We start from the raw sequence: 22,403 nt of genomic DNA, 5'->3' as shown, positions 1-22,403 counted from the left end.
ATAAACAGGATTATTAAAATGGAGACTCCCACTTACAGCCCCGAACACACCAGCAGCTCTTATCATACAGCTCCTTCTAGCCCAATATCTCAAGCTCAAAGCTTAACACCTGCGTCTCCCTCCTCCTGTCATACATTTAGAATGGTGGCTTTTGGAAAGGCATCAATACAGCCAATATCCCCAAGACACACCTCTCAGGCAACAACTGCCACCCGCAGAATCCACTTATGCTCATTATCATGACCTGTATGCTCAACTTTCCCAATAATTAGATGCCAATAATAACGGTTGTCTCATTTGGTGTAAGAAAAAATTTAAATTATCGGGATTAAAATATCACTTAATAGACAAGGTTAATCCCTCATTTAACGAACTGAAAGATACCCCAAGAAGTCTTGCAGAAGAAACAGGAAGGCTCTATTGCCTCATCCAGATAGTCCTGATCATTTACGGTAAATACAAAGAACTCTGTATGAACCAAGATAATCAATTAAAGCAAGAATTCACCCACTTATTCAGTGAAATAGACGCAATACATCAAGATTTGTTTCAAAGTATTCGTTGTGCCATAAGAAGTAAGAGGGAAAGCAAAACAGGAATAACCAAAATCATTGATTATTTTACTAAACCGCATTTTACGGAGGCACTTATTAGAGAGCATTTCCCAACCATCCACCCTTTTTATCATAGAGAAATGGTAGATAAAGCAAATCGTTATTATAAAAACTATCAGACTTTTTACCCTAAATTCTTAATTGACTTAATGACCGGAGAGAAAAGTGAAGAGCAAATATTTACCCGTCTAAGACTTCAATCAAGTAGTGAAAGCTCTGATACTTCAGTACACAGCGGAACAATGATCCATGCTGCTATGGGTGAAGAAGAACCTGTACTGCATGAACAGGAATAATGAACATCCGGGTCTCCCGACATGGGAGACCCGGATGACTTTCTCGCTATATGATTCTACGAGTGTTTAAATGCCCGCTGCCCGGTTTTGCTAATATTTCACCATGGCGATAAACCGTGTTACCCCGCACCAACGTTTCTACAATTTTCCCTTTTAATGTTTTCCCTTCATACGGGCTGTGGGTACATTTGGCCTTGGCATAGGAGTTGTCCCATGTGTAAGTCCACTCTGCATCCAGATCGACCAGCACAATATCCGCATCATTGCCCAGATTCAGTGCGCCTTTGTGTGGCAGATCAAACCGCCGGGCTGGCTGTGTCGCCATCAGCTTCGCCAGTTGCTCCAGGCTGACACCACGCTTGTGATAACCCTCATCCAGCATCAGCGGCAGCATCAGATCCATTCCGCCAATCCCCGGCGGCATTTTCCAGATATTGTCACCATGCTTCAGGCGGTCTTCATCGGTATAGGGCGTGTGGTCGGTACCGATCATGTCGAACTCACCGGCCTTGAGCATCTCCCACAGTAATTCACGGTTTTCCGGACTCCGGAGTGGCGGATTGCACTTGGCAAAGCCACCGTGTTTTTCAAGATCCACCGTATCCAGCACGAGATAATGTGGACAGGTTTCCACGGTTACATCCACGCCCCTTGCCCGTGCCTGTTTGATTAGCTCTCTCGCTTTGATTGTGGATAAGTGACAAATGTGCAAACGACACCCGGTGTGTTCTGCAAACAGAATCACACGACTAACTGCCTCTACTTCGGCAATTTCAGGCCGGGCCTGTTCATGGGCCGCGCCATTGAACATCCCCTTTTCTTCAAATTCTTTCTGACGGTTAAACAGAATATCCGCATTCTCGGCATGCACGCCGACCAGACCACCAAAACGACTAATCTCTTCCATAGATTTCAGTAGGGCGTAATCCGGCGTATGTGGATAATCCGGACTCGCATAAGGAATAAAGACTTTATAAGCCACACATCCACAGTCGTTCAATTCATCGTAGTGACCTGTGGATTTCTCGGTCAGTGCACCCCAGAACGCCACATCAACGACTGTCTTCGGTTCAACAATCTCGCGTTTGTATTCAAAAGCTTCCCGATTCGTGACCGGTGGTACGGAAAGCGGCATTTCAATTAACGTGGTGATCCCGCCCGCCGCAGCCGCCTGGGTACCGGTGAGATAATCTTCCCGCTCCGGATAATGGGTTGGCTCCCAGATGTGGGCATGAGGATCCACCATCCCCGGCATAACCACCAATCCACTCGCATCAATTTCACGACAGGCGTCTGGCGCTGATTCATTGGTTGTAATGGCAACAATTTTGCCATCCTTCAGCGCTATCGCCCCATCAACGACACCGGTTTCCAATACCAGTCGACCATGTTTGATGACTGTGTCTACCTGCTGACTCATAACGGATTCCTTATCACTGTCTTTTACGGACAGCGCAGACCAAGACCGCCCTGCCCTTTTATACGGTTGTTCTGTAAGCCCTGTCAGAACACGGGCTTGATCAACTGGCCGGAACCGGGTTCAGCTGTCACTTCACCGTCACAAAATACGGTACGCCCCCGAACCAGTGTTCGAACCACAAGTCCCCGAATCTCACGCCCTTCCCAGGGGGTGAGAGCACTCTTTTGCTTGCCCACGGAACGTGTCCCGTCATAGGTCCAGACATGGTCAGGGTCAGCCAGCGCAATATCAGCATCTAATCCAACCTGTAGCGCCCCCTTACGGTGACCCAGACCAAACCGGCGAGCCGGTGCACTGCTCATTAAACGCGCCAGAACTTCCGGGCGAAGCCCCCGCTGGTGCAAACCCGCATCCAGCATCAGTGGCAGCATCAACTCGATGCCCGGCAGCCCCGGTGGAACGGCCCAGATATTACCGTTATGCTTCAGACGGTCATCGTCGGTATAAGGACAATGATCCGAGCCGAGCATGTTGATCTCGCCCTTGATCAGCATGTCCCAAAGCATCGCCTGATTTTCCCTGCTGCGAATGGGCGGATTACATTTGGCAAAGACACCCCAGCGGTCCAGGTCACTGTCGTCCAACACCAGGTAACTGGGCAGGGTTTCCACGGTCATGCTGACGCCACGAGAGCGGGCATGACGAATCAGGTCCCGGGCACGGCCACTGGAGAGATGGCAGATATGCACATCACAGCCGGTTTCTTCTGCAAACAGAGCAATCCGCGATATCGCTTCCATCTCAGCAATGTCCGGGCGGGACTGCAGGTGTGCCAGTCCACCATTGATACCCGCCTTTTCCATGGCTTCCGCCGTGGCATCAATGATGGCCGGGTTTTCTGCATGGAAACCGATGAAGCGATTGAAACGTTTCATCACTTTCATGGCTTCGAGCAACTTGTAGTCGGTCAGTTTCGGCGCATCGGGATCTGTGGATAAGAACGTCTTGAACGCCACGCAGCCGATATCCACCAGTTCTTCAATCCGATCCAGATCATCGGCTGGCAGCAGTCCCCAGAGTGCGTAATCGGTCACGACCTTGCTGCCGGCCACCTCGTGTTTCAGCAAAAAGGCGTCACGTGTCGTTACTAACGGAATACTCAGGGGCATTTCCACTGTTGTCGTGACACCACCGGCGGCCGCCTGACAGGTGCCACTGTGAAAATCTTCTCGGATATGCCCGGGTCCTGGCTCCTTGAAATGCACATGGGGATCAACAACACCGGGAAACACCATCAGGTTTCTGGCATCAATGGTTTCACTCGCCGGCAGAACCACATCTGGCGCCGTGATAGCGGCAATACGTCCCTCTTTAATCGCAATATTGCCTTCTATACAACCGGATTCCAGCACCAGGGTGCCGCCGGTAATAGCAACATCCATTAATTCTGTGTGCAGTGACATAACAAGATCCCCCTATACAGCAACCGTGCTTACAACCGGCATCTGAACGACGCCGGTTATCTACCAGACGTCAGAGGCCAAGCCCTATACCCAGGCTCTGCTGCACCACCAGTGCAATACTGGAGATCACCCCAAGCACCATCATCAGCGGGAAGTAGAAGCGAATCCATTTCGCGTATTCCACCTTGGCCAGCACCAGGGTGGCGACAAAGAAGCCGGAGGTTGGGAAGAAGATATCGGTCAGCTGGCCGCCCCAGGCGTTGGCGGAAACAATTACCTGTTGGGGAATATCCAGCAACGACGCCAGCGGTGACAACACCGGCATAGTGAGGACAGTCAGCGCCGTTGCACCGGGCACCAGGAAGTTGAACAGGGACTGGGTCCAGAACACGCCCACTGCAGACAACGATGGCGGTGTATTGCGCAGGACATATTCCAGGTAATACACCAGGGTGTCGGTGATTACGCCACGATCCATCACCACCGCGATGGCGCTGGCCACACCGCACAGCAAGGCGGCAACCATCATGTCGCGCATACTGGCGTTCAGGTCGTCACATATCTGCTGGGGGCCTTTGCCAGCAATCGCCGCCGCTGCCAGACCGATGAACAGGAACAGACCGCCTATCGCCTCAAACCCCAGGTTATTAATCAGGATCGCAGCAATGGCGACCGGGAACATGATGAAACAGGCATAACCGGCCAGAACCTGACGACGTGTCGCGTTAATTTCACCTTCCGGTTCCATCTCGGCCAGCTTCTGGCGCATGACGCTATCAGAATCCCGGCTCAGGCTCAGGTGTGGATTCGCTTTCACTTTCATGGCGTAACGCATGGTGTAGATCACCGCCACCACTACCACGATCAGCAACACAAGAGCCCGGAATCCGGAACCGGAGAACATCTCCAGCTGGGCAATCTGTTGCCCGACGCCGACCGACCCGGGAATGGTCAGACCATACGTGAAACCCATGCAGGGTCCCAACAAGGAGACTGCCATGGCGGTCATGCCGTCATAACCGAGCCGGTAAAACAGTGGTAACAATATCGGGAGGTACGCCAGCGAGAGTTCCGGCACCCCGATAAATGCCCCCAAAGTACTGAACAGCAACATGAGAATCGGGATGATCATGATCGCCTTGTCGCCAACGCCGTCGGCCAGCTTGTGGACGCCAAGGTCGATCAGGCCAGCGCGCTTGATCAGGCCCATGCCGCCGCCCACCATAAAGGTCAGGAACACAATGGAGGCGGCCCGCTTGAGACCATCCGGTACGGCGGTCACCAGATCCATGAAGCTGACCGGACTCTGCTCAACCCGATGGTAGGAGTCCGCCACCACGAACTCCTTGACGCCATGGGCGGTTTCCACGGTTTCCCGCTCATACATACCCGCAGGGATGATGTAGGTCAGTGCGGCCATCACAAGGATGAAAACTGCCAGGACAATGTAGATGTCCGGCATCTTGAAGGATTTCCTGGGTTTTAACTCAGACATGGGACGCCCCTCACATTGCTAACAATAAACTTTTTAATTGTTAGCAAATATACGCCTGATAGATTCACGGTTCTTGAGACAGGTCAAAGAAACCCACGCATTATCAGACCGTTTTCAAGCGGCATCGGTAAATAGAAGGAGACCGACATGCATCGCTGACAGATTACTAAGGAACCTTTCTGTTTTGGCAGCGTCTATTTGTACAAGTGGGACTTAGTGGAGGTCAGTATTGTGGAAGCAGCAAAGTGCGTACATTCACCACCCGGATCGTCAGTCAATAGTGATAAGTCTTCAAAACAACCCTTCCAAACTAGTGCCAAAGTACAGACCGAGCCAAAAAAAGCTGCAGATGTTCCAATCAGGGAGCGCTGTATACAGTTAGCAGAACTAACAGCACTGGTAACCGTTGGCTTGCTAGCTGGAACAGCTAGCATTCTCGTCGGTATTATCGCAAGTACCGGGCTACTGATATTTTATACTATGCTCCCTGCAGCCTTGGTGTGTGGGCTGATCTGTTGCTCCGCCGGCGGTGCTGCCGCAGAATGCGTCCTACTATGGCCTCCGCTCTGGTTAACAGGATGTATCGTTGCTGGCGCTGTAACGGGACTAGGATATAGTTTTTATCAAGGTGTTATGTTAGGTATTAATCTGTACGACAGAGTAGAAGCGCTGAGAAACCCTAACCAAGCCAGACATGAGTGGATCAATTCATTACTTTCCAAGATTGATTCTCGAATTAGCAGAAACAATGCAAGACTGACTGATTGTTCAACCGATGAAGACTGTATGGAATTAGGGCAAGATATCGCAAAATTACAAAATATCTTTCTAAATCCCTTGATCCCTTTCAGAAACAGTCCACATGAAATGGCAAACAAAGCGGTAAGCGTAGAGGATCCTCCTCTCAAAAAAACAGGAAGAACCAAACTGAATGCACCAGAAGGCCTATTAGATCTTCGCACCACCGTATAGCCTGACGGGTTCCCGCTCCCAGGAAACCCGCAAGCTTCCTTACCTTCAGAAAGGACCCAACTCAATCATCTGGGCAATCACCAGACCAATCGTGGCTGTTGCCAGAATCCCGAGAAACAAGGGGAAATAGAACTTGATCCATTTCGCCAGGCTGACCCGCCCAATCACCAGGATGGCAACGAAATAGCCAGACGTCGGGAACAGAATATTCGTGATGCCATCCCCCCAGTGGGTTGAAAGCACCACCACCTGCCGGGTCAAGCCGACCAGGTCAGCCAGTGGAATCAGAATGGGGAGGGTAATCAGCGACTGGCCACTGCCGGATGGAACCAGAAAGTTAAACATTGTCTGAACAAACAACATGCCGACAGCCGTAAACGCCTGTGGCAGATGCCCCACCCATTCCGCCAGGTGAAAGACAATGGTATCCATGATATTCCCGGATTCCAGAATCACTGAAACGCCACGGGCAATACCGCAGATCATGGCGCCGACCAGAATTTCCCGGAACGACTCATTGAAATTCGCACAGATCTTGTTGGGCGAGAACCCCACCAGCAATGAGGTAATCACTGCCATCACCACAAACAGGCCGGAGATTTCATCAAAGCCTAATGCAAACTTCAAAATGGAAGCGATTACCCCCACAAACATGACCAGGGTCGCAATTCCTGCAAAACGCTGACGAGAGGTAAACGTCTCTTCACTGCTATCTGCCGTCAATGTTTGCCGCAGTTCCTGATCTACGTCGAAATTGCTGCCAAACGCCGGATTTGCCTTAACCCGTGCGGCATAGCGCATGATGTACCAGGCACACATAAACTGAATCAGGAAATAAAAAATGGTACGGTACCAGGCGCCGGAGAACATCGGTAAATCCGCCAGCATATGTCCAATGCCCACGGTCGCCGGCGGAGTAATTCCGAACGCAAACCCCAGTGTTGTGGCACATAAAACCAGCCCGGTTGCCGTGATGGTGTCATACCCCAGTTTCAGCATCAGTGGCAAGACAATGGGCAGATAGGCAATACCCAGCTCGGGTGTCCCGATGAAAGCGGCGATCAGAGAGAAAATCCCCATCAGAACCGGGATCAGCAATTCTGTTCGTCGGCCCAGTAACCGCATCATGGCATTGATGCCCATGTTGATCACACCGGTTTTACGGATAACCCCCACGGCGCCCCCCACCAGCAGGGTCAGAAACACGACGCTGGACGCTTCTCGTAACCCCACAGGAATGGCGGTGACCACATCCATGATGCCGACCGGTGTCTGCTCCATAACCTGGTAAGAACCGGGTACAACCGATTCCCGGCCATTCGGCAACATTTGTCGTTCATAGGAACCAGCCGGAACAATCCAGGTCAGAAACGCGACCAGGACAATAAAGCTGAACAAAATGACGTAAATATCCGGGAACTCGAAACGCTTTTTCTGTGGCGTTGTCGTTTTCTGAGCAGGAACAGTGGATGAAATGATCGGCATGGCTGTCTCCGTCAACGGCTAGTTTTGTTCAGATACCGCTACCGTTCCTGGCAGTTGTTTCGGATTTCCATTCCGCTTCCGGCATCCAGCGGAACCCATGTCAGGCGTATCCCATTACGTACCCATGACGTCAGCGCATCGTTTTCACACATCCAGCATTGCTCGATTCAGCCCGTCAGTGGAACAGGAAGGTCTACAGCCCTTCATACTCTGCGACACGCCCCAAATCTGCTAACAAGTTATGACTATTTTGTTAGCATTCTGATGAGCAAATCCTCAGCAAACCATGAGACAGATCAAAAAACTTCCGCCTTGTTTCTTGCCAGAATCTATTGATGGAACAAAACCAAAAGCATGCACATTGCAACAAACCCGCTAAAAACAGTGTGTTAAGACGATCAAGCTCATTGTTAGCAATGGATAAAGGCATACCGGTAAACCACTTTTTATGCCGCGATTGCCCCCAACAACAAACTGAAGACGCTTCAGACTAGAGACAGGAAGACCATCACCATGGCAGTACCAACAATTAATCCCGAGCGTTTTTTAGCCGACCTTCAGACCCTGCGTCAGTTCGGCGGTCAGGGAAATGGCGTGGTCAGGCAATCCTTCTCTGAAGCTGACATGGCTTCCCGTCGATGGCTACAGGCGCGAATGGGCGAGGCCGGCCTGACGTCGAAGATCGATGGCGTTGGCAATGTCATCGGCTACGCCCGAAAACCGGGTCGTGCCTTGCTGATGGGCTCGCACACCGATACCCAACCGGAAGGCGGTTGGCTGGACGGCGCCTATGGGGTGATCGCCGCCCTGGAAGTGGCCCGGGCGCTTGATGAATGTCCGGAAACCCGGCACCTGGCGCTGGATATCGCATCCTGGTCGGACGAAGAACACACTTATCATGGTTTTCTGGGCAGCCAGGGTTTCCTCGGCCAGCTGGATCAATCCGTGTTCTCAACCGCCACACGCAATGATGGGCATCCCTTATCCCGGGCACTGGCCGATGCCGGCCTGAATGGCCAGCCGGAGCACTATGATCCGACGCGTTACATCGGTTATCTGGAAGCGCACATTGAACAGGGTCCACGGCTGGAACTGGCCGGGAAACAGGTCGGTATCGTGACAGGTATCGTTGGTTGCCGAACGCTGGACATCACCTTTCAGGGTGAAGCAAACCATGCCGGCAGCACGCCAATGGACAGGCGGCGGGATGCCGGCAAAGCCCTGTTCCGTTTTGCCCATCAGATGGATACGCTACTGGCCGCTATGGCGGCAGAATTCACTGTCTGGACCGTTGGCCGGGTGCAGTTCTACCCCGGCTCTGCCAGCGTGATTCCCGGCAAAGCCTTTATGCGGCTGCAATACCGGGATACCTGCAGGGACTTACTGGGATCGATGGAAACGGCGGTACGGGATCTGGCAACACAAATGGCCCCAGAACTCGGCGTAGATATCCGTATTGAGCGGCAGCCGGAAACAGAGCCGGTATTGATGAACGAGGCGATGCAGGAACAGTTAACTCAGGCGGCAGAACAACACCTTGGTCAACGCTGGATGAAACTGCCCAGCGCCGCCCTGCATGATGCCAACATGTTCGGCCAGATTATGCCCAGCGCCATGCTGTTTGTGCCCAGTATCGGCGGCATCAGTCACAATTTTGCCGAGGACACCCAACAGGAAGACCTGGTGGCCGGCTGCCAGGTACTGGCCACAGCGGCCGCGCGCATCATTGCGACAGGGCAATAATCCACAGGCCAGCCATTCGCCTTAAATAAGAGAGGCGATTAATGGCTGGTGTGGGCTTCGTCTCCGGTATTGCCAATGGCTTCGACTTTGGCCGCATTCTTTTTCATTTTGGCGATGGCGGATGCCTCGTGACTGAAACGAACCTGCAGCCGACGTTTCTGCTGCTGCAGCTTGTAACATTCCAGGGCCATGCGCAGCAGTTCGCTTTTGCTGACGCCTTCCTCTTTAGCCAATGTGCTGACCTGGTCGATGAATTTCTGGTTCGCGTTGATCGTGATTACTGCCATGTCGTTATTCTCCGTGAATGAGTTCAAGCCCCATTGATATCACGGTATGAAAGGGGAATGCATAACCCCATTGTCAGTATGACTAACTGCGACGTTGGTCTAACCCTCCATGGGACTTACTCCACAACAAAAAAACCCGTGCAGGCGGCACGGGCAATTCACACTAACGGGACACTGACAAACGTCAGCTTTTACACAGCATCAAATCGATATCGCCCCTTCCTGTTCCAGCGCCAGCCACTCTTCCGGGGTATGGCCGATGGGAATCATCACGTGTTCACGATAGGCCGGGCGATTGCACAAGTTGTCATACCAGCGGCCGACATGGGGCAGATCAGGGCGCAGGATATCCAGGTAGAAATACCTGAATGCAGCCACACCCAGGGGAATATCCCCCATGGTGAACTGATCACCCGTCACATAGGGATGATCCGCCAAATGCTGATTAAGAATCTGGAAGCTTTCACCCAGCTGGCGGGCTAAATGACTGATCTGGTCAGGGTCACGGGCATAGGGTTCGGTTTTAACCGTTGCCATGAACAGGGGACCCAGCTGACGATCAATGGTACTCAACTGCCAGTCCATCCAGAGATCGGCCTGGGAACGAATCTTCAAATCATCGGGAAACAAATCACCATAGCCGTATGCGCTGGAGAGATAACGCACCACCGTGTTGGACTCATACAGACAATGCCCATCATCCTGAATGACCGGGACCTTGCTGTTGGGGTTCATCGTTCGGAATTCCGGTGTATCCAGCTGGCCGAAGGAACCACCAACATCCCGACGTTGATACGCCAGATTGAGTTCCCCTATGGCCCACATCACCTTCTGTACATTGCCGGAATTACGGCGTCCCCACACGGTCAGCATTGTTTCACTCCCCCCTAATAATCACGGCATGCCTCATCAAAGCTCGACGGATACTAACAACGATATTGATGGGTTAGATGGGCATTTCAATGGCAAAAAATGACAACGGGGAGGCTCTTGACCTCCCCGTTTCAGGTCAGGTTGGATTAATTCACACCCACCACAGAGGCCAACAGCGCCATCCGTACCGCTACAGAGAACTCGATAGCCTTGAAGTAAACTTCGTGGGCAGTCTGATCGATCACATCATCGAACTCGCCCGGGTTCCGTGGCAGGGAATGGTGGATACCCACGGTCTTGCCGGTCTTGCGCTTGACGTTTTCCAGCATCTCCAGCGAGATGTAGTGATTGTTCAGCTTGCGCATGAAGTCTTCACGGTTGGGGTCGTCTTTCTTCACGGAGCAGCCGGGCAGGTAAACCAGGTCAGCCTTTACGTCGGCGAACAGTTCTTCGTGCTGCTTGCGATCCAGGTCGACGTGCTCTTCCCAGCGTGCGCCCATGGCGTTCAATTTACGACGAATGACTTCTGGTGTGCGCAGTTCGCTGGTGCCGGTATAGACAATCTTCGCACCCATATTCGCCAGCGCCAGGGCAAAGGACTGACCAGAGCGGGCACGGGACAGGTCCGGTGAAGAAATCACAACGGTCATGTCATCAAAATTACCATCAAACGCGCGGTAGCAGGTATAGCTATCCAGTAGACCCTGAGTCGGGTGGGTCACATGGCCATAGCCACCGGAAATAATCGGGGAAGAGTCACTGCCCAGACGCTCCAGCGTTGGTAACACTTCACCGTCGTCCGGATGACGCATCACGATGACATCGGCGTATTTGGATGTTACGCGTAGACTGTCGTATAAACTTTCATTCTTGGCAGCGGACGAGTTGTGCATCGGATCCGCTTCGGTGATGACCTTGCCGCCGAGACGAATCATCGCATCTTCATGGCTGCAACGGGTACGTGTGGAGGGCTGGAAGAACAGGGTGTACAGCGCTTTCCCTTCCAACAGGTTCAAACCGGTGCGCATGAACGGTTCCAGCATTTCCGCCGCCTTGAACAGATGCGTGATCTGCTCACGGCTGAAATCATCAAGGAACGTGATATTGCGGCCTTTCATGCCGGTGGCGTCGAGGTGGTCACGGATATCCCGGGCTTTGAAGTCTGCAGTAATGGCCATGATGAAAACTCCTGAATGGTCAGAATAAATTTGGCGTTATTGGTATTACAGGACTTGCTTCAGCCCGGCGGCCGGCTCCTCCCCGGCGCCGGGCGGGAAATCAGATGTCTACGTCGCGGTTACAGTCCTTGGAGTAGATATACGTCAGTCGTCCACGGCCTGTGGCATACACCGCCTGCTGGGTGAAGGGTCCGAACCACATGAAGTCTTCCGCCTGAACCTGCACCCAGTCTTCGCCGAGCAGATAAAGACCTTCACCTTCAAGCAGGTAGGCACCGTGCTCCTGGACATGGGTTTCAACAAACGGATGGCTGCCGGAAGGTTCAAAGCTGAGAATGTGCATGTTCATGTCGAAGCCCATTTCAATGGGCAGCAGATCGCGGATGAACACGTTTTCCATGTCATCGTAAAAGACTTCTTCGATATCGTTGGCATTGCCAAAAACGGTGCGGGCACTTTGTCCTTCAAGGGGGATGTAGCGCTGCTTATAGAGCAGTACGCGAAGCGGCTTATCACCAATATTCTGGAATGACAGCGCCTTGTCAGCCGGTGCGAAGGCATAGCCGCCCTGGGTCAGGGTCTGTTCTTCGTCGCCTACGCTGACTTTCAGGGACCCCTCACCATCCATGAAGTAAACAAAGCTTTCGATCATTTCTTCACTGGCAAAGGGCTTAGTGGTACCGCCATCGGGCTGCACAGTACCGACATACTGCACAAAGCTGGCGCCCATTTTTGGGGAAGCCACAATGGTCAGCGCACAGCCGTCAAAACCGGGAATGGAATTGATGACACGTCCTTCCGGGGCAACGACCGCATACACACCGTGTTTGATCACTGAGCGGTTTTTTAACAGACCATCTGGGTATCCCATGACACTTCTCCACTACTTTGATTTTCGTTGATACACACAGAAGTCTGTAGCGCCCCTCCAGATTGCTAACAATTCTGCGTGCTTTTGTTAGCGACTATACGCCGGAATGGCGGCTAAACCTTGAGGCAGATCAAAACAATGACCGTGGTCTGCGTAAATTTACGGTAAGCAACGCAAAGCAGCCTGCCAGCCTTAATGGCTGTCAGGCTTCAAATGGACGGGTAGGTAGACGAGGAAGATAACGAACGGTAAAAGCAGGCAGCGGACAGGTATACCTGCGTTAACAGGCGGCCAGCATCTCGGCCAGATCCAGGTTCTGGGATGGTTTTTCTTCCAGATGGAGACGGTTACGGATCTCGTCCAGGTGGCTCCCCATAAACTCGGCGGCGGCATCATGCTGACGTTCACTGATCAGGCGAATCAACATATGGTGATCGTCTGCGGAGCAAGAGGCATCGGCAATGGCTTCATACAGGCCAATGATGAGTGAGCTTCTTGCCACCAGCTCATCCAGCAGCTTAAGCAAGGTGCCGTTGTCGGCAATACGGGCAATTTCCAGGTGAAATTCACCGGAAAGACGCACCATGTCCGGCCGTGAACCCTTGCGGATGGCTTCATCTTCTTTCGCGCTGATTTTTTCCAGCCGCTTGAGCCCCTTGCTGTCGATACGATCAATGGCCTGACGCACCAGGCCTATTTCAATAATACGACGTGCGTCAAATACCTCGCGGGCTTCCTGCTTGCCTGGCTGAGCCACGCAGGCCCCTTTGTTGGTCTGGATAACCACCACATTACGGTATGACAACTCCACCAGCGCATCACGCACATGGTTACGGTTGGCATTCAGGGTTTCAGCCAGCCGGGTTTCCACCAGTCGGGTGCCTGCCGGCAGGCGTTGCTCGATGATCGCTTTGTAAATGGTATTGACGATGCGGCTGACTTCGCGCGCTTTGAACGTAGGCATGACTTTCTCGAAGATCAGTGAACCAAATGCTGATCAGCACCCGATCAGCTACCACGCATTGTAGAAAATTGTTAGCAAAAAGTGGAGTGATTCCTGCATTACCGCCAGGTTAACCGATGGCTCCCCGGCGATAATGTTTTGATGTGATCAGGGCGTCAGTAGGTCAGGAAATAGTTCTGAATAGCATCCCGATCCGTGGTCTTGGTCAGCGCCAGTTGCAACAGCACCCGGGCTTTCTGGGGATTGAGGTGCAATGACGCAATAAAACCGTACTGCTCATCATCGACTTCACCCGCCATCGTGGTGGAACCACTGTTTGCACGGGAAGAACGCACGACTCGAACGCCGTCACGGCTGGCGTTGACCAGGGCATCCAGCACATCACAGTGAATGTTGCCGTTACCCAGCCCGGCGTGAACGATACCCTGGTATCCGGCGCCAACATACGCGTTGACCGGCAGCGGGGAGCAGTTGGAGTATCCGAAAACAATGCCCACCTGTGGCAGCTTGTCGAGGCCGGATACATCGAACTCTGACGTCACGGTGTGATGCATTTCAGGACGACGCTGGAAGGTCACAATGCCATCATGCACATAGCCCAGGGGACCGAAGTTTGGCGCCTGGAAGGTATCCACACCGGAGGTGTGCATCTTGGTGACATCGCGTGCGCCAAAGACGGTGTCATTCATGACCACCATCACACCCCGGTCAACCGCTTCCGGTGAAGCCGCCGTCACGGCCGCGTTATACAGGTTCAGGGGACCATCCGCACTGCGGGCAGTCGCCGGACGCATGGCGCCTGTCAGCACTACCGGCTTGTTCGAGTGTACGGTCAGGTGAAGGAACCAGGCGGTCTCTTCCATGGTGTCGGTGCCATGGGTGATGACGATGCCGTCGATGTCATCCTGAGCCAGCACGGCGTTAATCCGTTTGGCCAGGGTCAGCCAGACCTCGTCGGACATATCCTGGGAGCCAATACTAACCACTTCCTCGCCGGTGATATCCGCCACGTCGTGCAGCTCCGGCACTGCCTCCAGCAGCTGCTGAACACCGAGCTTGGCCGACGTATAAGCACCACCGGTCTGGGACTGACCTTCGCCGGCAATGGTGCCGCCGGTGGTCAGGATGGCGATCCGGGATCTCTCTGTTTTTTGCATTCCTGGAACCTGAATAACGAATGAATCCTGAAACCTCTGGGCCTGAGTCATCCTGGATGACAGGGTAATCAGACCGGGTTCCCCCCGATATGCCCCGATCATAGGTCAGGAAAACAGCTATTCCTATACGTGTTGACTACCCGAACCGACCCGAAAACCCTCTGGCTAACTTAGTGATAGCAGATCAGGCGCTCTCTGCGGTGTTTACGATTAAAAGCCGGAACGATTGTTGAAATAGCTATAAAACCCCTGAATTTCACTATCTAGAATTATAAGAAGACTGACATCAAGACCATGATTGTTCATGCTGAAAACCACACGGAAAATGCTATCACCGCGCACCTTCATCGATACGCTTTTATCGATACCACGCAGCTTGTTCAGGCCCGCCCCAATTGGCAATAACAACGCAGTAAAAAAGAGCGTCATACCCTCCGCTGGCTCTGATCTGCCTCTACCAACGGATCGCTTCCAGTTCATAAGAACCATTGATCGAGGCCAGTTCGGTACAGTGTGGGAAGTTCAGGACATCCTCACTGGACGCCACCTTGCAGCCAAGTCTGTGATTGCTCCATCTGAGCCATCGCACGAAAAGTGCCCGGAAGTGTTACAAGAACAGAACATCATGCAAGCGTTGCGTAACCCCGGGCATCCAAACGTTATTTCCCTTCATTATGTCTACCCAACAGATGATGGCCATTATCTGGTCATGGATCTGGGAGGCCCTTCACTGCGATCAATCCTTCAAACCGAGAAACCATTCAGCGCGCCGGAAGTCGCCCGCCTGATGCGACAACTGATCTCCGGTATCGCCTATATGCAGCGCCTCTCAATACAGCACTATGACATTACGCCAGACAACCTGCTTTGGGATGGCGAATGCCTCAAGATCTGTGATTTTGGACGTGCTACCGTCCAGAGAATACGGCAGGAGGAAGTCCTGTTTGAATACATGCCGCCCGAAACACTCTCAGGAGGTTGCAGTCACAATGTGGATATATGGTCAGCAGCCTGCGTCATGGTAGAGCTCCTGCTGGGTAAAAAATTAGTGCCCCGTCAGCAGCTCAATCGTAGCAACAGTCATACCCCCCTGAGCAGGAATGACAGAAACCGGATGATGCTGAAACAGGTCAAAACAGCATTCCGACACATAGAGCACTGCGCCGGTACAGAGGCCGCCCAACTGTTTCGCAACATGACCCGCCCCCTGAAATCCCGGGCGACGCCGGAAGCGGCGTTAGCACACCCCTTCCTCACTGCCACTTCGCCAGGGCCTGTGGCCGATTAGGCTATTTCCGCCCCCGCATCCACAATACGGTTCCAGTCAATTTCCCCGGCATGCAACCGCTGCCCCGCCATGAAGTAGAGAATCTGCCCCGGTGTTACCGGGTAGTCTGCATCCGGGTTCAACACCAGATCATCGCCTGTCGCACTATTGGCAACCCCAAAGAGCAACGCGTCATGCTGCTGCTTAAACCACTGCAGCAAAGTACTGAAACGACAGGCAACAAATGACGGCGGCACCGTCATGCTGTATTGGGTCGGTCCGGAGAGGGTATTGAGCAACTGGTTCTGCACACGGGAAGAACCGGGATCCTGTGAAGAACGCACCAGCATCTCGATGGAGATATTGGCATGGGTTTCCACCTGGGGGGCATGCACAGACAGCAGATCCGCCATTTCACGGCTCTCAAAGTGGCTGACCACATGCGCCGGAGTGCCATAACCGGTGACAGCTAACGACACAGTTAGTGTATTGTCATCATTCATGCCGTAGATAATGACACGGTCAGCATCACGCAGCGCCGAACGGGTAAAGCAGTCCTCGGAAGTCAGACTCTCGGAGCGGACAAAATGTACCTGGCCCGGCATGGGGTTTTCCATATCATCGGCTGCACACAGAACCACATCACGCTTCTGGCGCTTACGATCACCGAAGATCAGTTCCAGCATGCGCCGGGTGCGCTCATGGTGCCAGCCAAGAATCACGATATGTCCCTTCAGCTGCCCACTGAAATCGGCTCTCCCCTTCACGTTTTTTCTCCAGTAATTAACAACAACCGACGTCAGCTTACCGATAAAGCCAGCAAACAGAACCACGCCCCCCGGCACCAGCAGAATACTCGCCAGTACACGTCCCGTTAAGGTCACCGGGGAAAAATCTCCATAGCCAACCGTGCTGGCCGTTACCAGGTAGAAGTAAAAAAATACATCCGGCTGTACCAGCGCATGTTCACCGGCCAGCGCCAGCAACCCCCAGGACAGGAAAAAGTGCACCAGCAAGACGACGATCAACGCCAGCCAGCTCAGCCTGAGCAGCTGCAGGTTGAGAAAACGCATCATGCGACCAACGGTATGCATAAATGGCAAGATCCTTGGCAAACAGCGAAATGGCTAACTATCCGAGAATCTATCAACTATTACAATGCCGTATATCTTGTACCCAGTAATCAACAATCAGCATCGTTAAACATGTTGATGGTGTGAGTACATCTGACAATACACAGTTAACAAAAACAACATGGTTATAGTGAGTGTTACTCATAACACAATTAAAGAGTGATAATTTACATATCATTTTTTGAATAATAATCACGAGCACGCCTTGAACCAGCTACCATCTCATAGAGAAAACCAGCAACTGTTTTCATGAGAATATTAACAACCTTGATACTAAACCAATACAATTTATCGAACTTCCATAAGCCTTTTTCTGTCAACATGCATAAAACAATATATTTATTAATATTCACTATGCAGTATATTACTGAGCCTAACCACTTAACTCAAAGGTTTATAATATTATGGATCACAGTAAGATTCGGTGGATATCCCCCGAAGGAAAAATACCCGATAAGCAACAGACTCATCAAAAGAATAATCCCCCAGCCCAATCCACCCGTTTCCCTGTTAAAAAAACAACTCCCCAGAACCTCGAGCAACCACAGACGGAACATCACAACAGAGATTGCAAGGCCTTGTGTCTTTTCGTTTGCAGGGTTGTGGCCACTGTACCAGTCTTTGTGGCAGGCACAGTATTTGGCACTATCCATGGTATAGTGTGCGCTCTAGTGCTGTCATTAGAAGTAGCCTGTATATATTTCACTCACTGCTGTGAGGATTCCTTGAAGACATGTTGTATAACATCCCCCTGTCAAATGCTTGCCTGCTTGATAGTAACAACAATGGACATCGGAATAATTATGTTCTGTGTTCCAGTGACTGGATTTTCTTTAGGTGGTTATAATGCATGCTTACTCTTATGGAATGAGACCAGCGTTGACGAAATGACCATAACGCATAAAGGAATGACACAGCTGAAACTGATAAATTCATCAATGAACCGGTATGTTAATGACCGTTTTGACGAAATAATTAGCAGCGTTGAAGAAAGATCAAATAATACCCCCTCAACAAAAAAACAATAGCGAATATGCCATAGACTTAAAGCACAAACAGGCATATAGATCTGTTATTTAAGAAGCAACGCCAAACCTATCACGAACAATATTGAAAGCGCACAAATCCATGAGATGAAAAAAAACGCCTCCGGGCAGAGGCGTGAAGGGGGTTTACAATGCCTGTCGGGGGACATGTCGCATTTGCCGTTTCATCCTATCAGGTACAACCTGAACTCTCGCTGAACGGAATATATAGTCACCATGGCAACGCATCACCATTTGCGTGGCGGAAACAGCCGCTGGTTTCAGACGTCAGTTCCTCTATACGTTGAGCCAACCCGGCAGCGGCCTCTTCCGGCGTCACATCGCCCGAAAATTTCACCATGCGGGTCTGAACAAAACCGGGATGCAGCAATGCAACAGAAATCCCCTGTGGCGCCAGGTCATAGGCCAGGGATACCCCGATAGCATTCAGCGCAGCCTTGGAGGCACGGTAACCGTAATAGCCCCCAGAACTGTTGTCCCCCATGGAGCCCATCCGGCTAGTGATCATGATCACCTTGCTGCCTGACGTCAGGTTACCCAGCAGCTGCCAGGTGATCCGTAGCGGCGCCAGGGTATTAACGCTGAACTGCCGCTTTACCTCGCCAAAATCCATATTCTCAAGTGATTCCGATGTGAATATCCCGGCATTATTGATCAATATATCAATCGTCTGATCACCGATCTCATCGGCCAGACGTGAGACATCGGCCGCCTCGGACACATCAATACCACTGATGACCTGATGGGCAATCGACTCCAGTTCGGCAGAACTACGCCGGCAAACACAAATAACCTGATCGCCCTGTGCCACGTAATGGCGAGTCAATTCAAGACCGATTCCCCGGTTTGCTCCGGTGATGACAACCGTTCTGTTCATGAATCCAATCCTCTTAGGCCTGTATCCTGATCATGTGCGTGCCTTATGGCGGGAGTCCGATAGACTGGCCGCACAAACATAAATCACACAAAAACTTATCCCAGACTATCAGAAACACTAAGCGGTTGGTTACCGGAACCAACCGAAAGTCACAAACTGTTTTCGCCCTGTTCGGTCTTATAACCAATACGTTAATAGTACAGATCAAGACAGAAGAGTTATGAAACAACCCGAAAAAACCGGTCAAGCCAGCCTTCCCAGTATTGGCACATCAGGAGAGCCTTTACTTCCTGTAACCGCTGTATCGCAAGGGAGAACACTTCAACGTACCCATCCGTCCATCCCCATTCTCGTCAACACTTATCCTCGCGACACAACCCTGGAATCTGAACGCTATAGGCATATCCTGTCAAAAGAAGATAGCCGCTTTCAACCTGATATAAACGGCGAAACGCCTCTCACACGAGCGCTTTATGAGCATATTGAAGATAAAACCCATCAAAGAATCGACACGATTAGGCAGAACATCAATGTCGCCATGCTGGATCTGTTCACACTGCATCAAAAAAATCCGGTTGCCGCACAAGTTGTCGTTAATCAAGCGGATGATGAGGGTGACACAGCGCTGGTTTATGCCTCAACTTTCGGCATGGCTGATATATTCGAACCACTATTCAAGCTCGGGGCAAACCCGGGCATTGAAACGAAGAGACGCTCTCTGTTCCTGCTTTTCAACACATACAACAAACTGCCCGGCGTTAGCCTGGCTACCAACGCCTTAAAATATCTGCATGCCATGAAACATCATTGTCAGTTTGATATTGCTGCTGAGCTGAACAGAATGCAAAGCACTAGATTCAGCGACTCTGATAGTCAATACGACGGTATTCTGCACAGAGCCATGACATGTAGCCCACCCATAGTCGGCATTGGCCACGTCATTCATCGATTATTAGAGTATGGTGCAGACCCAAACCTGATCAATACAAAAGGAAAAATACCGTTATATCTAGCAGAGGATTTGCCAAAAGAAGAGTGGGATATTTGTTTAAAGGCCCTGATCACTAAAACAAAACAGACAACGATTGCTCATTACCTAAGTAAAATAACGCACAAATATAATCCGATAAAGGAAAGAGTACGTACTTTATATGCTGAAATATACAAACCAACTGCTAAGCCTCACACGCATCACCGTACAACAGCAATCGAGCCCATCCCTCTGAAACCTGAAGAGACTTTATCGCCTGGTGATAGAGAGCATGAGAAACAAGCAACAACGTCAACAGCGATAACGTTATTGCAGCCACGCTCGCAAATTTTTTTCCAACCTATACGGCCGAAAATAGAAAGGACACCCCCGCAACAAACCGATACGTTAACACCTTTAAGACAACAGACAACTGCTTCATCATTTCCTGCCAGTATACATCTTCAATCTGGCTTGGCAGCTCGAGCATTCATGCCTGCCACTGTTGACCCTGATCCACACGCTTTAACAACGTCTGTCAGAGAACCCGTTGCGCCTAATCCTGTTATCGGACTTTCTACCTACTATGCCCCTGAACGACAGCCACCGCGATTCGGCCCTTACCTTTCTGTACAACGATATCCTTCAAGAGCACCATCAGCAACGGCTGTCAGAGAATCTGAGACTGCAGGACCGGTGAGCGTGGGGTTCAGACAGCAACGTTCAACCATAGTGCAAATGCCTCCTATAAGCCCTTTTATCGCACAATATTACACTGCACAGGAAAGACTGCCCCTGCATACTGACAGGCCTTCTTTTACAGCATTAAGCGATGAGCCTTCGCGCTTACCGGCGGTTACAGCGCGACCTCTGTCAGATCCTCCTGTCCCAACACCAGCAACGCCCTTCTATCTCCGGCCAGGAAGCGATGAATCAACACCATTGATTGATGCCATCGCTCATTATCATGATTTGGTGGCCCCAACGGATCCGCCAGTCCTAAAAGAATTCAAAAAAAACATAATCCCTTTTATTCAAAAAGCAATGGTGCATCTGGCACAATTTGCTGATACATATCCTGAAATAGCAAAAACGTTAATAAACCATACCGATGCCGACAATGATACCGCGTTAAATTGGGCTGCCGCGATAAGCTTAACCGATTTATTTAAACCGCTTATTCATGCTGGCGCTGATATTAGCCTTGAAAGTTCCTCAACCTCATTTCATCATGCATTGACAATCACAGATGAAAAACGTGGAGTAAGCAACTATGAATGCCTGAAATTATTAATAGAGGCCATCAAAGCATCAAAGAAATTCACACAAGAAGAATTAAGAAGCCAGATCAATAAAAAATCCTATCAACTTAGGGATGGTCAAGTTACCCAAAGAACTGCTCTCCATAAAGCGCTCTTTCAGCCATATATATACCATTCGGACATAGTCAGTCTTTTATTAGAACACGGTGCTGACCCCAACGTGACGGATCAGGATAATAAAACCGCTCTTGAACTGGCAATTGATCTACCATTTCCTGAAAGCTGCGACATTCTCAAGATGATTGCCGCCAAGACGTCCATTCCCATTATCAGTGAATGCATCACACAAACCGACAATGCCGATCTAAAGCAACTACTCGACGAGCAGCTACACATCAGAGAACAACAACAATTCTTGGCATCCTTAGAGCCACCACCAGCACCGATCGTTTTTACGGAAACAGAAGGAGCTGTGGCTGAGCTGGATTTGGATTTTATTTTATCCGCATCCGAGCCGACCTTCGAATCCGCTCATCCATTTCTCGCCGATACAGATTATATAATTGATCAAGAACACACCCAGATAACTGAAAGCCCTGGGGGAGACATTCTCATCACGCCTGAAATCTCATCACCACCGGTCCAGACAGCAGTGTCACACCCTGCTGAAGAAATAAAAAAAGAAGCATCCAGTTATTCAGAACAGCCAGAAACTGGAGATGATCCTCATGTCGCCGTCGAAACGTCAACGTGGGTACCTTCCGTTGAAAGCATACAGGCACCTGTTTCACCAGAATCACCCTCGCCGATAGACACAACGACGATGTACACAACGCCTCCTGATAGTGAAGCAGCGCCTCCTACAAAGACGGGTCTTAATATTCGAGACTTCCAGAAAGCAGAACGACGATCGACACGATTGGTGGCACTACAAACGGCAGAGCCACAGTCCTCACAGCCAGTCATTAAGAAAAGGAAGCCAAGTCGGCAGGCTTCAGACTCCAAAGCAAAGAAAAGACCGCAATAGCGT

General features: G+C 51.1%; 17 protein-coding genes. 5 read left to right on the top strand and 12 right to left on the bottom strand.

Going from position 1 to position 22,403, the window contains the following annotated elements:
• Window positions 1–472 precede the first annotated feature (472 nt).
• Window positions 473–910, top strand: coding sequence for a hypothetical protein (locus KHS78_RS19340; RefSeq protein WP_211830430.1), 438 nt, complete (start codon window positions 473–475; stop codon window positions 908–910).
• 46 nt (window positions 911–956) lie between these two features.
• On the opposite strand, the gene allB (KHS78_RS19335) is transcribed toward KHS78_RS19340, so the two are convergent.
• From allB (KHS78_RS19335) to KHS78_RS19325, 3 genes are all read right to left on the bottom strand, one after another.
• The gene (allB, locus tag KHS78_RS19335) at window positions 957–2,330 is read right to left on the bottom strand and encodes an allantoinase AllB (RefSeq protein WP_211830428.1); all 1,374 of its coding nucleotides are present in this window, start codon (window positions 2,328–2,330) and stop codon (window positions 957–959) included.
• A gap of 83 nt (window positions 2,331–2,413) precedes the next feature.
• On the bottom strand, window positions 2,414–3,793 hold the full coding sequence (gene allB / locus KHS78_RS19330) for an allantoinase AllB (RefSeq protein WP_211830426.1): 1,380 nt from the start codon (window positions 3,791–3,793) through the stop codon (window positions 2,414–2,416).
• A 70-nt stretch (window positions 3,794–3,863) separates the two neighbouring features.
• Window positions 3,864–5,288: a YfcC family protein gene (locus tag KHS78_RS19325; RefSeq protein ID WP_211830424.1), complete on the bottom strand. Its 1,425-nt coding sequence runs from the start codon at window positions 5,286–5,288 to the stop codon at window positions 3,864–3,866.
• Between the two features lie 231 nt (window positions 5,289–5,519).
• On the opposite strand from KHS78_RS19325, the gene KHS78_RS19320 reads away from it, so the two are divergent.
• Window positions 5,520–6,260 (top strand): hypothetical protein, encoded by a 741-nt coding sequence (locus KHS78_RS19320; RefSeq protein ID WP_211830422.1) that lies wholly within the window; start codon window positions 5,520–5,522, stop codon window positions 6,258–6,260.
• Window positions 6,261–6,305: 45 nt separating this feature from the next.
• Here KHS78_RS19320 and KHS78_RS19315 read toward each other — a convergent pair whose 3' ends face one another.
• Window positions 6,306–7,745 carry a YfcC family protein gene (locus KHS78_RS19315; RefSeq protein WP_211830421.1) on the bottom strand — a complete coding sequence of 480 codons (1,440 nt, stop codon included), beginning with the start codon at window positions 7,743–7,745 and terminating at the stop codon, window positions 6,306–6,308.
• 513 nt (window positions 7,746–8,258) lie between these two features.
• Here KHS78_RS19315 and KHS78_RS19310 point away from each other — a divergent pair.
• The gene (locus KHS78_RS19310) at window positions 8,259–9,488 is read left to right on the top strand and encodes a hydantoinase/carbamoylase family amidase (RefSeq protein ID WP_211830420.1); all 1,230 of its coding nucleotides are present in this window, start codon (window positions 8,259–8,261) and stop codon (window positions 9,486–9,488) included.
• 38 nt (window positions 9,489–9,526) lie between these two features.
• Here KHS78_RS19310 and KHS78_RS19305 read toward each other — a convergent pair whose 3' ends face one another.
• The 6 genes from KHS78_RS19305 to ansB form a co-directional block, all read right to left on the bottom strand.
• A complete protein-coding gene (locus tag KHS78_RS19305; protein ID WP_211830419.1) occupies window positions 9,527–9,775 on the bottom strand; it encodes a ribbon-helix-helix domain-containing protein in 249 nt (82 codons plus the stop codon).
• 201 nt (window positions 9,776–9,976) lie between these two features.
• Window positions 9,977–10,648 carry a glutathione S-transferase family protein gene (locus tag KHS78_RS19300; protein ID WP_211830418.1) on the bottom strand — a complete coding sequence of 224 codons (672 nt, stop codon included), beginning with the start codon at window positions 10,646–10,648 and terminating at the stop codon, window positions 9,977–9,979.
• A 146-nt stretch (window positions 10,649–10,794) separates the two neighbouring features.
• Window positions 10,795–11,826 carry an aspartate/ornithine carbamoyltransferase family protein gene (locus tag KHS78_RS19295; protein ID WP_211830417.1) on the bottom strand — a complete coding sequence of 344 codons (1,032 nt, stop codon included), beginning with the start codon at window positions 11,824–11,826 and terminating at the stop codon, window positions 10,795–10,797.
• Window positions 11,827–11,926: 100 nt separating this feature from the next.
• Window positions 11,927–12,697, bottom strand: coding sequence for a (S)-ureidoglycine aminohydrolase (allE, locus tag KHS78_RS19290; protein WP_211830415.1), 771 nt, complete (start codon window positions 12,695–12,697; stop codon window positions 11,927–11,929).
• Between the two features lie 280 nt (window positions 12,698–12,977).
• A complete protein-coding gene (locus tag KHS78_RS19285; protein WP_211830413.1) occupies window positions 12,978–13,661 on the bottom strand; it encodes a GntR family transcriptional regulator in 684 nt (227 codons plus the stop codon).
• 155 nt (window positions 13,662–13,816) lie between these two features.
• Window positions 13,817–14,869 carry an L-asparaginase 2 gene (gene ansB, locus KHS78_RS19280; protein ID WP_281417113.1) on the bottom strand — a complete coding sequence of 351 codons (1,053 nt, stop codon included), beginning with the start codon at window positions 14,867–14,869 and terminating at the stop codon, window positions 13,817–13,819.
• Between the two features lie 253 nt (window positions 14,870–15,122).
• On the opposite strand from ansB, the gene KHS78_RS19275 reads away from it, so the two are divergent.
• On the top strand, window positions 15,123–16,106 hold the full coding sequence (locus KHS78_RS19275; protein WP_211830411.1) for a serine/threonine-protein kinase: 984 nt from the start codon (window positions 15,123–15,125) through the stop codon (window positions 16,104–16,106).
• Here KHS78_RS19275 and KHS78_RS19270 read toward each other — a convergent pair.
• Window positions 16,103–17,179 (bottom strand): potassium channel family protein, encoded by a 1,077-nt coding sequence (locus KHS78_RS19270; RefSeq protein WP_211830410.1) that lies wholly within the window; start codon window positions 17,177–17,179, stop codon window positions 16,103–16,105. The two genes, KHS78_RS19275 and KHS78_RS19270, sit on opposite strands and share 4 nt — an antisense overlap.
• A gap of 1,296 nt (window positions 17,180–18,475) precedes the next feature.
• On the bottom strand, window positions 18,476–19,141 hold the full coding sequence (locus KHS78_RS19265; protein ID WP_211830409.1) for an SDR family oxidoreductase: 666 nt from the start codon (window positions 19,139–19,141) through the stop codon (window positions 18,476–18,478).
• A gap of 220 nt (window positions 19,142–19,361) precedes the next feature.
• On the opposite strand from KHS78_RS19265, the gene KHS78_RS19260 reads away from it, so the two are divergent.
• On the top strand, window positions 19,362–22,400 hold the full coding sequence (locus KHS78_RS19260) for an ankyrin repeat domain-containing protein (RefSeq protein WP_211830408.1): 3,039 nt from the start codon (window positions 19,362–19,364) through the stop codon (window positions 22,398–22,400).
• Window positions 22,401–22,403 lie beyond the last annotated feature (3 nt).

Origin of the sequence: Kistimonas asteriae, assembly GCF_018263925.1 — a bacterium.
In the GTDB taxonomy this organism is placed as follows: domain Bacteria; phylum Pseudomonadota; class Gammaproteobacteria; order Pseudomonadales; family Endozoicomonadaceae; genus Kistimonas; species Kistimonas asteriae.
This window is presented reverse-complemented; position numbering and strand designations above follow the sequence as displayed.

What these genes read in the sequence shown, in the direction of transcription:
- KHS78_RS19340 (WP_211830430.1), top strand. Translation starts at nt 473, where the DNA reads ATGAACCAAGATAATCAATTAAAGCAAGAATTCACCCACTTATTCAGT.
- allB (WP_211830428.1), bottom strand. Translation starts at nt 2,330, where the DNA reads ATGAGTCAGCAGGTAGACACAGTCATCAAACATGGTCGACTGGTATTG.
- allB (WP_211830426.1), bottom strand. Translation starts at nt 3,793, where the DNA reads ATGTCACTGCACACAGAATTAATGGATGTTGCTATTACCGGCGGCACC.
- KHS78_RS19325 (WP_211830424.1), bottom strand. Translation starts at nt 5,288, where the DNA reads ATGTCTGAGTTAAAACCCAGGAAATCCTTCAAGATGCCGGACATCTAC.
- KHS78_RS19315 (WP_211830421.1), bottom strand. Translation starts at nt 7,745, where the DNA reads ATGCCGATCATTTCATCCACTGTTCCTGCTCAGAAAACGACAACGCCA.
- KHS78_RS19310 (WP_211830420.1), top strand. Translation starts at nt 8,259, where the DNA reads ATGGCAGTACCAACAATTAATCCCGAGCGTTTTTTAGCCGACCTTCAG.
- KHS78_RS19305 (WP_211830419.1), bottom strand. Translation starts at nt 9,775, where the DNA reads ATGGCAGTAATCACGATCAACGCGAACCAGAAATTCATCGACCAGGTC.
- KHS78_RS19300 (WP_211830418.1), bottom strand. Translation starts at nt 10,648, where the DNA reads ATGCTGACCGTGTGGGGACGCCGTAATTCCGGCAATGTACAGAAGGTG.
- KHS78_RS19295 (WP_211830417.1), bottom strand. Translation starts at nt 11,826, where the DNA reads ATGGCCATTACTGCAGACTTCAAAGCCCGGGATATCCGTGACCACCTC.
- allE (WP_211830415.1), bottom strand. Translation starts at nt 12,697, where the DNA reads ATGGGATACCCAGATGGTCTGTTAAAAAACCGCTCAGTGATCAAACAC.
- KHS78_RS19285 (WP_211830413.1), bottom strand. Translation starts at nt 13,661, where the DNA reads ATGCCTACGTTCAAAGCGCGCGAAGTCAGCCGCATCGTCAATACCATT.
- ansB (WP_281417113.1), bottom strand. Translation starts at nt 14,869, where the DNA reads ATGACTCAGGCCCAGAGGTTTCAGGATTCATTCGTTATTCAGGTTCCA.
- KHS78_RS19275 (WP_211830411.1), top strand. Translation starts at nt 15,123, where the DNA reads ATGCTGAAAACCACACGGAAAATGCTATCACCGCGCACCTTCATCGAT.
- KHS78_RS19270 (WP_211830410.1), bottom strand. Translation starts at nt 17,179, where the DNA reads ATGCATACCGTTGGTCGCATGATGCGTTTTCTCAACCTGCAGCTGCTC.
- KHS78_RS19265 (WP_211830409.1), bottom strand. Translation starts at nt 19,141, where the DNA reads ATGAACAGAACGGTTGTCATCACCGGAGCAAACCGGGGAATCGGTCTT.
- KHS78_RS19260 (WP_211830408.1), top strand. Translation starts at nt 19,362, where the DNA reads ATGAAACAACCCGAAAAAACCGGTCAAGCCAGCCTTCCCAGTATTGGC.